This window comes from Pseudomonadales bacterium, from assembly GCA_024234165.1.
In the GTDB taxonomy this organism is placed as follows: domain Bacteria; phylum Pseudomonadota; class Gammaproteobacteria; order Pseudomonadales; family UBA5518; genus UBA5518.
Genome location: JACKOP010000003.1, coordinates 240,581 through 255,593, shown reverse-complemented (window position 1 = coordinate 255,593; position 15,013 = coordinate 240,581). Strand labels below are relative to the sequence as shown.

The 15,013-nt window shown below is 68.3% G+C and carries 11 protein-coding genes; 6 read left to right on the top strand and 5 right to left on the bottom strand.

The window, feature by feature from the left end; all coding sequences use genetic code 11:
* The first annotated feature begins 106 nt into the window (after positions 1–106).
* A complete protein-coding gene (gene nudE / locus H7A12_10495; GenBank protein ID MCP5321239.1) occupies positions 107–667 on the top strand; it encodes an ADP compounds hydrolase NudE in 561 nt (186 codons plus the stop codon).
* A 5-nt stretch (positions 668–672) separates the two neighbouring features.
* Positions 673–1,452, top strand: a complete 780-nt coding sequence (locus H7A12_10490) for a 3'(2'),5'-bisphosphate nucleotidase CysQ (GenBank protein ID MCP5321238.1) — start codon at positions 673–675, stop codon at positions 1,450–1,452.
* 185 nt (positions 1,453–1,637) lie between these two features.
* Here H7A12_10490 and H7A12_10485 read toward each other — a convergent pair whose 3' ends face one another.
* Entirely contained in the window at positions 1,638–1,880 is a 243-nt protein-coding gene (locus tag H7A12_10485) for a hypothetical protein (GenBank protein ID MCP5321237.1), read from the bottom strand.
* A gap of 382 nt (positions 1,881–2,262) precedes the next feature.
* Here H7A12_10485 and recC point away from each other — a divergent pair, with 382 nt between their 5' ends.
* The 4 genes from recC to H7A12_10465 all read left to right on the top strand — a co-directional run bounded on the left by recC (position 2,263) and on the right by H7A12_10465 (position 11,387).
* Positions 2,263–5,496, top strand: a complete 3,234-nt coding sequence (gene recC / locus H7A12_10480) for an exodeoxyribonuclease V subunit gamma (GenBank protein ID MCP5321236.1) — start codon at positions 2,263–2,265, stop codon at positions 5,494–5,496.
* Positions 5,493–9,050, top strand: a complete 3,558-nt coding sequence (gene recB, locus H7A12_10475; GenBank protein MCP5321235.1) for an exodeoxyribonuclease V subunit beta — start codon at positions 5,493–5,495, stop codon at positions 9,048–9,050. Before recC ends, recB begins: the two co-directional genes overlap by 4 nt.
* Positions 9,040–10,920 carry an exodeoxyribonuclease V subunit alpha gene (recD, locus tag H7A12_10470; GenBank protein ID MCP5321234.1) on the top strand — a complete coding sequence of 627 codons (1,881 nt, stop codon included), beginning with the start codon at positions 9,040–9,042 and terminating at the stop codon, positions 10,918–10,920. The genes recB and recD overlap by 11 nt, the downstream gene beginning before the upstream one ends.
* 77 nt (positions 10,921–10,997) lie before the next feature.
* Positions 10,998–11,387 (top strand): hypothetical protein, encoded by a 390-nt coding sequence (locus H7A12_10465; GenBank protein MCP5321233.1) that lies wholly within the window; start codon positions 10,998–11,000, stop codon positions 11,385–11,387.
* 135 nt (positions 11,388–11,522) lie between these two features.
* Here the strand turns inward: H7A12_10465 and H7A12_10460 are convergent, their stop codons facing one another.
* From H7A12_10460 to H7A12_10445, 4 genes are read right to left on the bottom strand one after another with little or no spacing between them, the layout of a single operon-like run.
* Positions 11,523–11,726 carry a 4-oxalocrotonate tautomerase family protein gene (locus H7A12_10460; protein ID MCP5321232.1) on the bottom strand — a complete coding sequence of 68 codons (204 nt, stop codon included), beginning with the start codon at positions 11,724–11,726 and terminating at the stop codon, positions 11,523–11,525.
* 48 nt (positions 11,727–11,774) lie between these two features.
* Positions 11,775–13,004, bottom strand: a complete 1,230-nt coding sequence (locus H7A12_10455) for a hypothetical protein (GenBank protein ID MCP5321231.1) — start codon at positions 13,002–13,004, stop codon at positions 11,775–11,777.
* Positions 13,005–13,006: 2 nt separating this feature from the next.
* Positions 13,007–14,203, bottom strand: a complete 1,197-nt coding sequence (locus tag H7A12_10450; GenBank protein ID MCP5321230.1) for a uroporphyrinogen-III C-methyltransferase — start codon at positions 14,201–14,203, stop codon at positions 13,007–13,009.
* Positions 14,200–15,012, bottom strand: coding sequence for a uroporphyrinogen-III synthase (locus tag H7A12_10445; GenBank protein ID MCP5321229.1), 813 nt, complete (start codon positions 15,010–15,012; stop codon positions 14,200–14,202). The genes H7A12_10450 and H7A12_10445 overlap by 4 nt, the downstream gene beginning before the upstream one ends.
* Position 15,013: the final 1 nt, after the last annotated feature.

Sequence of the window (15,013 nt, the reverse complement as noted above, 5' to 3'; positions counted from 1 at the left end):
CAGTTACCTCGGGGTGTTGGCCGCCATTCTAGAGTGCTTCAGGCGGCGCGCCACGACGCATCGCGTATAGTGTGACCGTCGTTTCCCCTTGCTCGACGGATGCCGCATGGGCAATTCACACCAACCCGAGATCCTTGCTGCACGCTGGGTCAGCCACACCAGGCTGTTCCATGTGCAGGAGCAGAAGCTGCGCTTCGGCAACGGCGTCGAGCGCACGTACGAACGGCTCAACCCCGGCTTCCACGGTGCCGTGATGGTCGTTGCGGTCGACGACTCGGACAAAATGCTGCTGGTGACCGAGTACGGGGCCGGAGTGGGTGATTACTATCTGTCGTTCCCCAAGGGGGCCGTACATGCCGAGGAATCGATCCTCGACGCGGCGAACCGTGAACTGATGGAGGAGACCGGTCACGGTGCGCGCCAGCTCGAACTGCTGTGCGAGCTGACACTGTCCCCCTCGTACATGGGCAATCGCATGGCCATCGTGCTTGCGCGCGACCTGTTCCCGAAACGCCTGCCTGGCGACGAGCCGGAACCCTTGATAGTGAGTACCCACAGCTTCGACGAACTGATCGACCTGCAGCAAAGCGGCACCCTGCACGAGGCTTACGCGGTGGCGGCGCTGTTCCTCGCCCGCGAGCGTCTCGCCGCCTCGGGGAAATTCTGAACGGGTTGCCTGCACGCTGGCACTCCGCGGCCGTCGCGGCAGCGCGCGCTGCCAGTGCCGCCATCCTCGAGCTGCGCGATGCGACGCTGCAACGCCAGCGCAAGCCCGACGGCAGCTGGGTCAGTGCGGCAGACCATGCCGCCTCGCGCGCGATCACGCAGCACCTCGCACCACTCGATGCCAGCGTGCCCGTGATCAGTGAGGAAGGTGAACACGACCCCGGTGGCGCCACGCGATTCTGGCTCGTCGACCCGCTCGATGGTACGCGTGAGTTCCTGCGCGGCAGCGAGGCGTTCAGCGTGAACATCGCCCTGATCAGCGACGGCTATCCGTGCTTCGGTCTGATCTGCCTGCCGACCAGTGCAACGCTCTACCAGGGCGCTGCCGGCTTCGGCGCGTGGCGCGACCACGAACCGATCCACGCGGCCACTGCCAGCCAGGACGCGCCCTGCCGGGTGCTGGTGAGTCCGGGACAGACCGGGACGCTGCATGCCGAACTGGCGCCACGGCTCGCCACGCACGGAATCGACACCCGGATCGTCGCCGAGCCGGGAGCAGTCAAGTTCTGCCGCCTCGCAGAGGGAGACGCCGACGTGTATCTGCGCCGCACCCGCACCTGCGGCTGGGACAGCGCGGCCGGGCAGGCGATCGTCGAGGCTGCCGGTGGTGCGGTCTACGACGCCGGGTGGCAACGGCTCGGCTATGTGTACCGGCCACACTGGTACAACGGTGATTTCATCGCCGTCGCCGACCCCGTCTGGCGACAGCGGCTTGCGCAAGGCTGAAAAGGGTGTCGCAAAACGCTATGGGGCGTGTGGCGACACCGTCGTATCGGGGGCGTGTGCCGCAGGGATGCGGCACTCGAGCCTGCAGGGATGCATTCACGGCGTCCCACCGGTGCGAAGGTGTCGTCACGCGCAGATCACGTGAATGTTCAGGGAGTTTTGCGACACCCCGTGCCCGCTGCCAATCAGGCCACCAGACGCGGATACCGGTGCGGCGGATCGAGCCGGCGCAGGTAATACTCGGTGGGGTGCACACGCCCCTTGTCGTCGATTGCCGCAGCGTGGACGATGCCGAAGATGTCGCCGTCACCATCGTAGATCACCGTCTCCCAGGCCTTGCGACGGATATCACAACCCGGGCTGCGGTTCAGGCGACGCTTGAATTCCTCGTAGTCGACGCGCACGAAGAAGCTGCTGCTCGACGCCATGACTGTTCCTCCATACATACTGTTTGCGCATACAGTATAGATACTGGATCCCGATCCGCAAGCAACTTGCAGCATGGCGCAGCATCGCGCGCATCACCACTGCATGTAGGGATGTTTCGTGAAGTCGAACACAAGATATGGAAGCAATCGCCGGGCTGAAGAGGGCGTCGTAAAACGACGTGAAGCGTGGGGCGATGCCTTGGCATCGGGGGGCGTGTGCCGCAGGGATGCATTTACGGCGTCCCGCCGGTGCCAAGGCATCGTCCCGCGCTGCTCGCATCGCCGATCGGAGACTTTTTGCGGCAGCCTCTGAATAGCCGCCAACGCTTCCGCACGCGCGTTGTCTCGCCCACAATCACGACCGGGTCGCACGAGGAAAGGGATGCTCTACCAATACCACGGCAACGACATGGACGTGCTGCGCAAGTGTGCCTGCACACTGCTCGGGGCAGCGCCGCTTGCCCCGCTGGTCGCCGAACGGGTGATGGTGCCGAACATCGGCATGGCGAAGTGGCTGCGCGCAGGAATCGCCGCTCACAGCGGCATCGCGGCGAACCTGCGCATGGAATCGCCAGCCGCGTTCCTCGACGGTCTCGCGCGCTCGCTGTCCGGCGAAGTGCGCCAGCACGCCGGCGCACACGCGTGGAGCAAGGAACAGCTGGCGCTGCGCATCATGCGCGAACTGCCGTCGCTGCAAGCCTGCCCCGGCTTCGAAGCCGTGGCGCATTATCTGGACGGCAGCGATCCCCAGCGCCGCCTCTACGCGCTGAGCCTGCGGCTGGCGGAACTCTTCGACCGCTACCTGCTGTACCGGTACGAGTGGCTGCTCGCCTGGGAATCGGGCACGGCCGTGGCCGGGCCGGCACTTGCCGGCAATGCCTGGCAGGCGCTGCTGTGGCGTGCGGTGGTCGAGCGACTGCAGGAGGAACAGCCGGGTCAACTGCACGGCGCCAGACGACTGCAGCAACTGATCGATGACCTTGGCGGCACACGGGCGCTGCCGGTCGCGCTTCCCGGGCGCATCGTCGGTTTTGGCCTCGGCTCGCTGGCGCCCCTGTTCGTCGAAGCACTGCTTGCCCTTGCGAACCGCACCGATGTGCACCTGTTCCAGTTCAACCCCAGCAACACCTACTGGTACGACACCGAAAGTGAGCGCACGCTGGCACGCTGGCGCGTGGAAGAACCGGAACGCGCCGCACTCAGCACGAGCGGCAATCCGCTGCTCGACGCGTGGGGGCGCGCCGGCCGCTCGGGGCTGGCGCAACTGCTCGCACGCGATCTCACCGACGTAGCCGATCTGTTCTGCGAGGCAACTGCTCCCGGCGTGCTTGGCGCGCTGCAGAACGACCTGCTGCACCACGACACGCCCGGGCAGCGGCGTTCGCTGGAACGCGACGACGGCAGCCTGGTGTTCGCCGAGGCGCACAGCCGGTTGCGCGAGGTCGAGGCGCTGCAGGATCAACTCCTGCATCTTCTCGCCGCCGTCGAGGGGCTGCGGCCACGCGATATCGTCGTGATGGCACCCGATATCGGCGTCTACACCGGTGCGATCCAGGCCGTGTTCACGCTGCCACACCATGATCCGCGCCATCTGCCGTTCACGATCGCCGATCGTGATGGCAGCACGACGAACACCCTGCTGCAGGCATTCCTGCACCTGCTGCGACTGCCGGAAAGCCGCTTCGAACGATCGGCCTTGCTGGCACTGCTCGGTGTTCCGGCGATCGGGAAGCGCTTCAGGATAGGCGCCGACGTGCTCGAGTCCCTGCGTGAACGCACCGACGCCGCGGCGATTCGCTGGGGGCTCGACGCCAGCCCGCTGCCAGACGGGACGCCAGGTCCCGAACGCAACTCGTGGCGATTCGGACTCGAACGCCTGCTGCTCGGCATCGCCTTCGACGAGGACACGCTTTACGACGGCATCGCACCGCTCGACCCGGGCGGTCTCGACGGCATGGAAGGCGTCGGTCGGCTTGCCGGGTTCCTGCGCCACATCGAGCACTACGCGACTGCGCTCGTCGCGACACGCCCGATGCGTGCCTGGACCGAGCTTCTGCACGCGTTGCTGGCTGACTTCTTCTGCGACGATCCCGATACCGCCGAAGACCTCGCCGTGTTGCACCGTGCGCTGGCCGACACCGCCAGCGCGATCGATGACGCCGGCCACGACGGCCCGCTCGCGCGCAGCGTGCTGCACGACCTGCTCGCCGCACGGCTCGCCGCACAGGACGGCTCGCACGATTTCCTGCGTGGCGGCGTGAATTTCTGCCAGCTCACGCCGCTGCGCAGCATCCCGTTTCGCGTGGTGTGCCTGCTCGGCATGGAGGCCGAGGCATTTCCACGCAGCTCCCCGCCACCGGCCTTCGACCTGATGGCGCGCACACCGCGTGCCGGTGACCCCTCGCAGCGCGACGACGATCGCCACCTGTTTCTCGAAGCCCTGCTGTCGGCACGCGACCACTTCTATATAAGCCGCGTGGCGCGCGACGAGCGCAACGACAGCAAGCGCGAACCAGCCTTGCCGCTGAGCGAGCTGCGCAATCACATCGACGACTGGTGGCTGCCCGCCAACGACGGCCGCTCGGCCAGCGCCGTGCTCACGCGTGAACACCGGCTGAAGCCCTTCGATCGCGTCTACTTCGAGGAAGGCGGGGTGCTTTCGAGCTTTCGCAGCGAATGGCTGCCGGCGGCACACGAGCGATCCGCCGCCGGGATCTTCTGCGCACAACCGCTGCCGGCGCCTGCAATCGACGAGCTGGCTCTGGACACCCTGCTCGCGTTCATGCGCAACCCCTGCCGTGGTTTTCTGGAACAGCGTCTCGGTGTGCGTCTGGGATACGGCGAGGAAGTCGACGCCGACGAGGAGCCGCTGGCGCTCGACGCGCTCGAGCAATGGCAGTTGCGCGAGACATTGCTCGCCACGGTGCTCACCGGTGGCAGCGCTGCTGCCGCCAGCGCGCGCTTCACGGCCAGCGGCCAGCTCCCACACGGCTTCGCCGGCACACGGGCGCTGGCCAGGACGCTCGACTCCTGCGCGCCGCTGCTGGAAACCGCCAGCGCATGGGCGGCCCTGGATACGCGCAGCCAGAGCTTCGCGCTCGAGTCGGGCGGGCTGCGTCTGCACGGCATCCTGGCTGGTCTGCGCGACGGGCGGCTGCGCCGGATCAGCGCATCCAAGGCGCACGGCAACACGCTGTTGCCGTTCTGGATCAGCCACCTGTGCGGCTGTGCCTGCAACCTGACGACCGGCAGCGCAGAGTTGCACTGTGCCGATGTGCTGCGCGTACTGCCGCCGCTCGATCCCGCGCAGGCACGCGAACACCTTGCCGGTCTGGTACGGATTTACCGTGAAGGGCAGCGTCGTCCGCTGCCGCTCTTCCCCAGGACCTCGTTCGCCTATGCGCAGGCACTGCGCAAGAGCGGCAACCCCGCACAGGCGCTGAAGACTGCCGGAAGCCAGTTCGAGGACGGCCACAACCATCCCGGCGAAGGCAGCGACCGCAACGTGCGGCGGGTGTTCGCGCAGCCGGACGTGATCTTCGATGCCGGATTCGCGGCACTCGCGACACGCGTGTTCGATCCGCTGCTGGCCGCTCTCGACGAGGGCGCACGATGAACTCCGACCCGAACAGCCTGCCCTTGCTTGGCCGCTGCCTGATCGAGGCGAGCGCAGGCACCGGCAAGACATGGACGATCACCGGACTGGTGCTGCGCCTGCTGCTCGGCGCAAACCCGCCGGGCACCCCACCGGCTCCCGCGCGCGCATTGCGCGAGATCCTGATCGTCACCTTCACGCGGGCTGCGACCGAAGAGCTGCGCACGCGCATCCGCACCCGTCTGCGGGCCGCGCGACTGGCCTTTGCCAGCGGCGGCACCGCACCCGAAGATGACGCGCTGATCGCCGAGCTTCTGGCCGCCAGCGCAGAACGCGAACGCGACCACGACCGCCTGCACGCCGCCGAACTGGAACTCGACCTGGCGAGCATCTTCACGATCCACGGTTTCGCGAACCGGGCGCTGAAGCGCAATGCCTTCGAAAGCGGAATTTCGTTTGCAGCCGATATCGCCGAAGACGATGCGCTGCTCGTCAGGCGCACCATCCACGACTTCTGGCGCGAACGCGTCTATCCGTTGCCGGCCTTGCCGGCAGCGCAGTTGCTCGGGCGCATCGATCACGCCGGTTTCGTGACCACCGTGCGCAATCTGCTTGGCCGGCAAGGCTTGCAAACGCTGAATGCTCCGGCCGGGTCGTGGCAGCAGCTCCTCGCCACGATCGACGCCGAAGCCACCCGGCTGCTCACGGCGTGGCGCAGCGAGGGCCCCGGCTTCGATGCCGCCATCGCCGAGACCCGGCTCAACAGCAAAGGCAGGGAAGCGCTGCAGGAGGCGCTGCCGCGCATGGACGCAGTGCTGGCAGGTGCGGCAAGCCTGGACCACGAAACGGTGCACGCGCTGTCGCGTGATTTCCTTGCCAGCGAACTCGCCAAAAAGAAGGGCAACGCGCTGCCGGCACTGACGGTATTCGACATTGCGCAGACGCTCGACGAACACGGCACCGCGCTGTACCGGCGGCTGCTGACCGATGCGCTCGTCGAACTGCCACGGCGTCTTGCCGACGCCAAGGACCGCAGCGGCCAGCTTGGCTACGACGACCTGCTGCGCCTGCTCGACGCGGGACTGCGCGGTGCCGGCGGGGCACGGCTCGCGGCAACGATTCGCGAACAGTATCCGGTCGCGCTGATCGACGAGTTCCAGGACACCGATCTGCGCCAGTGGGAAGTGTTTTCGACAATCTACTCCACCGCGGACAGCGCGCTGTTCCTGGTCGGTGATCCGAAGCAGGCGATCTACGCGTTTCGCGGCGCCGATGTGCACGCCTACCTGCGTGCGCGCTCGACGGTGAGCGAGCGGCGCTCGCTGCCGACCAACTATCGCACGGTCGCGACGCTGATCGACGCGGTGAACGCTCTGTTCACGCTGCGCACGGACAACGATCCCTTCCTTGCCGGCGACGCCATGCCCTTCGATGCGGTGCGGGCGGCGGGGCGAGCCGAGGAGAAGCCCCTGTTGCTCGACGGCACCCCTGTTGCGGCGCTCACGGTGCTGCATCTCAAGGCAGCGGAAGCCGGAGCAGATTCGCCGTCAGCGGACCCACCGGCGACCGAGGAGTATCGCGAACGCATGGCGAACGCAGCCGCCAATCATCTGGCCGATCTGCTGCGCAAGGCGCAGGACGGGCGCGTCCTGCTCGGCGGACACGCTCTTCGCGCCGGCGATATCGTCTGCCTGGTGCGCGATCGGCACGAGGCTCGCCACTTCACCGACGCCTGCGAGAGGCGCGGCATCGCCTGCGTCCATCTCAGCCGCGACAATGTCTACGCCAGCGAAGAGGCACGCGATCTGCACCAGGCGCTGGCGGCGCTGCTCGAGCCCGGATCGGAGCGCCGGCTGCGGGCTGCGCTCGGCTGTGCGCTGCTCGGGCGCAACGCTGCAGAACTGGCGCTGCTGCGCGACGACGACGCCCGACTGCTGCGCGAGCAGGAGCGTTTCCTCGCCCTGGCCGAAGCACTGCGCAGCGCCGGTGTGCAGGCAACGCTGCGCCGGCTGCTGTTCGCCTGGGATGTACCGCGCAGGCTGCTCGCGCGCAGCGACGGCGAACGCGCGCTGACCAACTGCCTGCACCTGATCGAGCTGCTGCAGGCCGAACGCGAGTCGCTCGACAGCGACGAGGCGCTGCTCGCACGCTTCACCGCGCTGATCGCGCACGCGAGCGATCCGGCACGCGGTGAGCGCGAAGTGGAGCTGCTGCGGCTGCAGAGCGACGCCGAGCGCGTACGGATCGTGACGCTGCACGCGAGCAAGGGCCTGGAGTACCCGCTGGTGTACCTGCCCTTCACACCCGTATTCAAGCCCGCGAAGGAGGCCCTGTTCCATCGCGATGACACGCACGAACTGTGCTACGACCTTGCCGCAGAGGCAAAATCGACCGCAGCGGCACAACGCGAGCAACGGGCCGAGGACCTGCGACTCTTCTACGTCGGCATCACGCGCGCCATCCACGGCTGCGTGCTCGGGGTAGGCGACGTTCGCCGCGGCAACGCAAAGGAGAGCCGGTTCAAGGACAGTGCGCCCGGCCATCTGCTCGATGCGGAAACACTCGGCGCCGAGCGTGCGATTGCACGCCTCGGCACGCTGCCGGGAACGGTGCTGCTCGATGCCGAGGCGCTGCCATGGTGCGAAGTCCCGGCCGCAACACCACCGTCAAGACCACTCGCCGCGCGGCGGTTCCTGACCGTGATCGAGCGTGACTGGCAGGCAAGCAGCTATTCGGCGCTGGCGCGTCACCTCGATACACGCTCCGGACGACTGTTGCGCCAACCGGAATTGCGTGCCGAGACAGACGCCGCTTCGCCCGCACAGGAGCACAGCATCTTCAACTTCCCGCGCGGTGCGCGGCATGGAAGCTTCCTGCACGCGCTGTTCGAGGGACTCGATTTCGCGGCGCAGGCAGACGCGACGGTTCATGCCGGGATGATTTCCCGGGCGCTGCAGCACGCCGGCTATGCGGCCGACTGGCTGCCGGCACTGCAGCAACTGCTCGCCGATGTGCTCGACTGTGCACTCGACGACGATGCACTGCGGCTACGCTCGCTGCAGGGCTCATCGGGGCGGCACGCGGTCGAACTGGGATTCGAGTTCCCGCTTGCGCCATTCGATACCGCCCGGCTCGACGCCCTGCTCGCAGCGCACGATCCGCTCGCGCGCGCCGCTCCGGCGCTGGCGTTCGCACGCGTGCGCGGAATGTTGAGCGGCTTCATCGACCTGGTCTTCGAATGCCGTGGGCGCTACTACGTCGTGGACTACAAATCGAACCATCTCGGCAATGCGTTGGCCGACTATGCACCGGCGCGCCTCGCGCACTCGATCGTCGAACACCGCTACGACCTGCAGTACGCGCTCTACACGCTCGCGCTGACGCGACTGCTGCGCCAGCGCCTCGGGGAGACCTTCGATTACGAACGCCACGTCGGCGGCGTCTACTACCTGTACCTGCGCGGAATGCGTGCAGCCGCCGGGGCACGTCACGGCGTCTGGTACGCACGGCCTGCGCGGGAACTGATCGAGGCGCTGGATGCACTGTGCAGCGGGGACGACGGCGATGACGACTGATCGACCGACGCCGGCAGGAGGGATCGACGGGCTGCGGCCGGTGGACCATCACTTCGGCGACATGCTGGCACGACGGGCACGACACGACCCCGACGCGATCGCGCTGGCGGCGGCACTCGCCTGCGCCGAGCTCGGCAAGGGCCATCTGTGCCTCGACCTGGACGAGACCTCACTGCCGGAGTGGGCCCTTGCAGCGGGCCTGGACGTCGCACGGGTGCGCGCTGCGCTGCGTGCCGAACCGGGGCTGTGCCAGGACTGCGCGACGCCGGGAGAGGCACGCCCACTGGTGCTCGACGGCTCGCGCGTGTACCTGCACCGCTACTGGCTGGCGGAGCACCGGGTCGCGGCGCGGCTGCGGGCGCTGGCGGGGCAACCGGTCGCGCTGCACGCCGACGCCCCACGCTGGCTCGACGCCCTGTATCCCGGCAATGACAGCGGCACGAACGCCCAGAAGCTTGCGTGTGCGACCGCGCTGACACGTGGACTCGGCGTGATCAGCGGCGGCCCGGGCACCGGCAAGACGACCACCGTGGCGCGCCTGCTCGCCGTGTACGCGCGCGACGCACTCGCGCGTGGCGAACGCATTGCAGTGCGCCTTGCCGCTCCGACCGGAAAGGCGGCGGCACGCGTCGGTGAAGCACTCGCCCACGAGTTTGCACGTCTCGGCGAACAGGGCCTGCTCGACCCAGCGCTGCGGGCTGCACTCCCGACCGAAGCGCTGACGCTGCACCGGCTGCTCGGCGCCAGCGCGACGCGCGGCTTCGCTCACCACCGTGCCAATCCGCTTGCTGCCGATCTGGTCGTCGTCGACGAGTGCTCGATGATCGACCTGCGGCTGCTGGATGCGTTGCTCGATGCGCTGCCCGTCGGAGCGCGGCTGCTGTTGCTCGGAGATCGCGATCAGTTGGCTGCCGTGGAGCCCGGCAACGTGTTCGGCGCACTGTGTGCACACGCCGGAACGCCGGGTCCCGCGCGCGGCGCCGAGCTGCAGGCACTGTGCCGGGTGCAGGTCGAGACGGCTCCCGGCGCCGACGCGATCACCGACGCGATCGCGGTGTTGCGCCACAGCTACCGCTTCGACGCGACCAGCGGCATCGGACGCCTGGCAGCGGCGGTGAACGCCGGCAACCATGCCGAAGCCAACGCGACCCTTGCGACCGGCGACAGCGTGCGCGTAACGGCATACGACGGATGCATCGACGGCGCGGAACTGCGGGTGCTGCGCGATGCCTACCGCGAGCTGGCAGCTGCGGCGATCGCAGCGCGCGGCAACCCGGCTGCGGCCGCCGCACTGCCGGTGCTGCAGCAGCGATTCCGCGTGTTGTGCGCGTTGCGTGACGGGGCCGTGGGGGTGAGCGCACTGAACCGCGAACTCGCACAGGCACTCGCCGAGGCGGGTCTTGCCGATCGCGGTCGCGTCCATTATCCAGGCCGCCCGCTGATCATCACGCGCAACGATCACGAGCTGCGGCTGTATAACGGCGACCTCGGCATCGTGGTCGATGACGAGGACAGCCGCCCGCTGGCGGTGTTCGCCCACGCGGGCGGCGTACGCCTGTTGCCCGCGGCCAGACTGCCCGAACACGAGACCGCTTACGCCCTTACCGTGCACAAGAGCCAGGGCTCCGAATTCGACCGTATCGCACTGGTGCTACCGCCCGCAGCCGCTGCCAGCGGGCTCGCCGGGCGCGAGCTGCTTTACACCGCGATCACGCGCGCGCGCACCGGCGTCGAGCTGCTGCTGCCCGGAGGCAGGCTCGATGCGTGCTGGCTGGAGCGCACCCGGCTGCGCTCGGGCTTGGCACGGCGCCTGTCCGGACACGACGAGCAGCCACGACGAGCCGGCGCCCGGGCACAGATGGCCGTATAATCCGCGGCCTTGCGAGGCCGGCTGACGGCACACCAGCGGAGAGATCGAGCATGGGCTCCACAGCAAAACGCCAATCGATGACGCAACTTCGTCGCCTGCTGCGTCGCCTGGAACGCTCGCACGGCGGTGACCAGAACGTGTGCCAGACGTGCAGCCTGCAGCGTCTGGCCGCCCAACTGGTCGATGAACTGGAGACGGAAGCCCACCAGATCGGCTCGCCCGACCTGGGTCCGGGCGCTGCCAGCGTGGTGATGGCAGTGGAAGCGCTGATCGCCACGATGTGGGCACTCGACGTGCAGGCGGCCGACGAACAGGGCCGCGTGCTGCAGGCGCTGCTCGACCACGTGGGCGGACTCGTACTCGATCAGCTCGCGATCGAGGAAGAGGATATGCAGGGGCAACCGGCCGAGAGCGACGAAGCGCCTCCGGCACCGCCGAGTCCGCGCCGCGGCGGTTCGTTGCACTAGGCAGCACGCGGGTACGCATCCATCGGCATGCATGTCGGCATGTGAGCATGAATGTCGGCATGTGAGCATGAATGTCGGCATGAATGCCGACCTACGGACCGGATATCAAGTGCTGCAAGGTGGGTGGCGACGCCGTCATCTACCCGATCTGCGTCGTACGCTGACCTGCTCGCCGCCGACGCCCCAGTTGTCCACCGGCACTTCGTCGATCACCACGAAGGTGGTTGCCGGATTCTTGCCGAGCACGTCGCGCAGCAGCGCGGTGACGCCCTCGATCAGCCGTGCCTTCTGTTCGGCGGTGGCGCCTTCATCGGTGATCCTGATGTTCACGTACGGCATGCCACGCTTCCTCGCTGCAGATCTGCCCAGGGGTATCCGGCGTCCGGGCTACGAGCGTGTCGGCATCGGCAACGACGGCAGCTCACCCACCGCATGGCGCACCGCACGTGCAAGCAGCGCACGGCTCTGTTCATGCTCACCGAGTTGCTCGTACAGCCGTGCCAGCTCGGCACAGGTATCGGCACGCGCCGCAAGCCGCAGGCTGGCGTCGAAATAATCACGCGCCTTGCCCCAGAGCTGATTACGCAGCGCGATGCGTCCCAGCGCCAGCAGCAGTTCGGGCTGCTCCGCGTGCGCACGCAGCAGCGATTCGGCGAAGACCAGTTGGCGCCGGACGTCCGACGCGGGTATCAGTCCGTATGCGCGCACCAGCCGCGGGTCCCACCCCTGCTCGAGAGCCCGCTCCAGTTCGCGGGCCGCCTCATCGGCGCGGCCGCTCCGCGCCAGTGCCGAAGCGTGAACGGCGATCAGCCCGGGCTGCTGGCGCAACCGCGGTTCGACCGCCTTCCATGCGGTCTGCAGCGTCTCGGGCGTGACGTCGTCACCCGCTGCCACCGCACGCAACGCACGCTCCTCGATCGCATCGAGCCGTGCCTCCGCGCACGCACGCTGGCGGCGGGCATCCGGCAACAGCAAACGGATGCGCTCCCAGGCATTGGCGCGCTCCAGTGCCTCGAGCAGCAGGGCCGTGCCCGCCGGCTGTGTGCGTGGATCGAGCGCCGCACCGTCGAGAATCGCCAGCGCCGCAACGTGTTCACCTCGCTCGAGCGCCGCCGCGGCCCGCACCAGCGCCACCGCGGGCGCAGCGTCAGGGACTTCGCCGGCAAGCTGCAGAAAGCCCTCTGCCAGTTCGTCGTCACCGAGTTCATGGCTCGCGCGCGCGGCCAGCAGGTGATTCAGCAGCGGCGCGTCGGCACTGCGCGCTCCGCGGGCAAGCTGTTTCACCGCATCACGCCAGCGTCCCTCGAAGAATGCCAGCACGCCACGCATCGTGTGCACCCGCCGCCGTGCCCGCCAGCGCGCAAGAAAACCCTCGTGTCGACGCACGCGCCCGGTAAGCAGACGCGTGAGCGCATCCGCGACGATCACCAGCAGGCGCGCCACGTAATAGAACGTCAGCAACGCCACGAGTGCGCCCAGCGCGGCGACCCAGACCGTGGTCTCGACCGTGATGCCGTGCAGTTCGACCAGCACATAACCGGCGTCGAGGCGCACCAGGTAGGCAAGGCTCGCCGCGGTGGCGAGGATCAGCAACAGCACGACGAACACGCGGCGCATCGTCAGGGCTCCCCGACTGCAGGCGGCAGCGCTTCTGCGGGTGGCGTCTCGGTGGTCGCGGGCGGTGCCGTGGTCGCGGGCGGTTCCGTGGTCGCGGGCGGGGCTGTCAGCGTCGCGGCAGCAGCATCATGGCCCGCCACCGCCGGTACGCTCGCGCGCAGCGCGCGCAGCGAGTCCGTGATATCCGGCAGTGCCGGCGCGATGTCGATTGCGGCCAGCGCATCGAGTTCGGACAGGAACGCGTGGGTCGCGCGGTCGTCCATCGTCAGCGTATCCGCCGCGAGCGTGCGCACCATGCCGAGCGCGTCGCGATAGATCCGTGGTTCGGCGGCCAGCAGCGCCAGTTTCGCCTGCTCGATGCCGAGGCGAAGCTCCATGCGCAAGCGGCCTTCCTCACCGAGCGGCAACAGCGGGCGCACTGACTCGCTGCGGTGGCGCACGACCACGAAACGTCCGAGCAACGCAGCGGCGCGTGACCACCAGCGCTCTCCGGTTGCCATCGGCGCTGCTTCTTCGGTAGCGGTGTCGAACGCGGGCGGTGCAGTGCGACGCAACACCGTCAGCGCCGACACCCGCCCGGCGAGCGCAGCAAGACGCGCGTAGGTTCCCTCGACGTCGAATTCCGCAATCTCGCGCAGGCGGGCGATATCACGCGCCAGCGCCGCACGCGCTGCGTACAGCGCAGGATCGTCGAGGCCACGCAACACATCGTCTGCAGCCGTCAACAGACCGAGCGCCGAACGCACCTCGCGTCCCGCCAGCAGGCTCTGGCTCGCGAGACGTTCCAGATACTCCGCCTGCGCGAGCACCCAGTCCTGGCGGTCGGCCGGGCCCAGGCCGGCGACGCGGCGCGCCAGCGCTTCACCCTGTGTCTCCAGCGCATCGACCCGCGCATCGAGACCGGAGAGCCTCGCCCTGTCCTGCTCCATGTCGCGCAGTGCTTCGCCGATACGCTGATCGGGTGCGCGCCGCACCAGCTCCTCGAGCGTCGCCAACCGCTCGCCGGTATCGTCGGTATCGTCGGGAGCCACAGTGGCTGCAGTCTGCTGCCGGTACCATTGCCATGCGTCAAAGGCGAGCGCCGCGGCGGCGAGCAACAGCGCAAGCATCGCGACGAACCACAGGCCGCGCCGGCGCGCAGGAGCCACCGGCGGTGCAATCGTTTCGGCAGCGGGGAGGGATTCCTGGTCCTGGCTCATGCTGTCGGCGTCCTCTCGCGAATGGGAGCTGCCACGGCTTGCAGCAGCGCAAGCATCGCCGCATCGGTGGCGTTCGTCGCTGCGTGCACCGTCGCGAAGCCTGCGCTGCGCGCCAGCGATGCGACGCGCTCACCTGGTGTGACAACGGCAAACTGCGAACCTATCGTGCCAGCCGCACTCCGCCCGAGCAAGGCAAGCAGGTTCGCCAGCCCCTCGCCACTGCTCAGCAGCACCGTGTTGATGCATTCACGTGTCAGCACCGCGTGCAGTTGCGCCGGCGACGAGGCCGGGGCACGCCGGCGGTACAGCGCACAACGGGTGACGCTGGCACCACGCGCCGTCAGTTCGTCGGCCAGGTGTTCGCGTCCGCCGACACCGCGAAAGATCACGATGCGCTGGCCGGCGACGGCGGTCAGCTCGGGGCGTGCCAGCAATTCCTCGCTGTCCATCGTCGCTTCACCCCCGACGCAGGCGATGCCGGCCTCGTGCAGACGCAACGCGGTGGCGGCGCCAACCGCAAGGCAGCGCAGCGCGGACGGCCATCGACTCCCCGTCCGCTGCAGCTCGTCGAACAACGCCTGCACCGCGTTATGGCTGGCAAAAATGGCGAGCGCGAATTCGTCGAGTGCGTTCAGCACAGCGGCCAATGTCGCGCGTTCCGCATGATCGTCGATTGCCAGCGGCACGATTTCCAGCAGCGGAAATCCCACCGCGACGCCACCGGCGGCGCGGATCGCCTGCACCAGTGCCGGCGCCTGTCCGGCGGGACGGGTCACCAGCGCACGGATTCCGGCGAGCGGTCCATCCATG

Excerpts from the sequence above, each read along its gene's own strand:
- recD (MCP5321234.1), top strand. The coding sequence starts at position 9,040 with ATGACGACTGATCGACCGACGCCGGCAGGAGGGATCGACGGGCTGCGG.
- H7A12_10485 (MCP5321237.1), bottom strand. The coding sequence starts at position 1,880 with ATGGCGTCGAGCAGCAGCTTCTTCGTGCGCGTCGACTACGAGGAATTC.
- H7A12_10455 (MCP5321231.1), bottom strand. The coding sequence starts at position 13,004 with ATGCGCCGCGTGTTCGTCGTGCTGTTGCTGATCCTCGCCACCGCGGCG.
- H7A12_10465 (MCP5321233.1), top strand. The coding sequence starts at position 10,998 with ATGACGCAACTTCGTCGCCTGCTGCGTCGCCTGGAACGCTCGCACGGC.
- H7A12_10460 (MCP5321232.1), bottom strand. The coding sequence starts at position 11,726 with ATGCCGTACGTGAACATCAGGATCACCGATGAAGGCGCCACCGCCGAA.
- H7A12_10445 (MCP5321229.1), bottom strand. The coding sequence starts at position 15,012 with ATGGATGGACCGCTCGCCGGAATCCGTGCGCTGGTGACCCGTCCCGCC.
- nudE (MCP5321239.1), top strand. The coding sequence starts at position 107 with ATGGGCAATTCACACCAACCCGAGATCCTTGCTGCACGCTGGGTCAGC.
- recC (MCP5321236.1), top strand. The coding sequence starts at position 2,263 with ATGCTCTACCAATACCACGGCAACGACATGGACGTGCTGCGCAAGTGT.
- H7A12_10450 (MCP5321230.1), bottom strand. The coding sequence starts at position 14,203 with ATGAGCCAGGACCAGGAATCCCTCCCCGCTGCCGAAACGATTGCACCG.
- recB (MCP5321235.1), top strand. The coding sequence starts at position 5,493 with ATGAACTCCGACCCGAACAGCCTGCCCTTGCTTGGCCGCTGCCTGATC.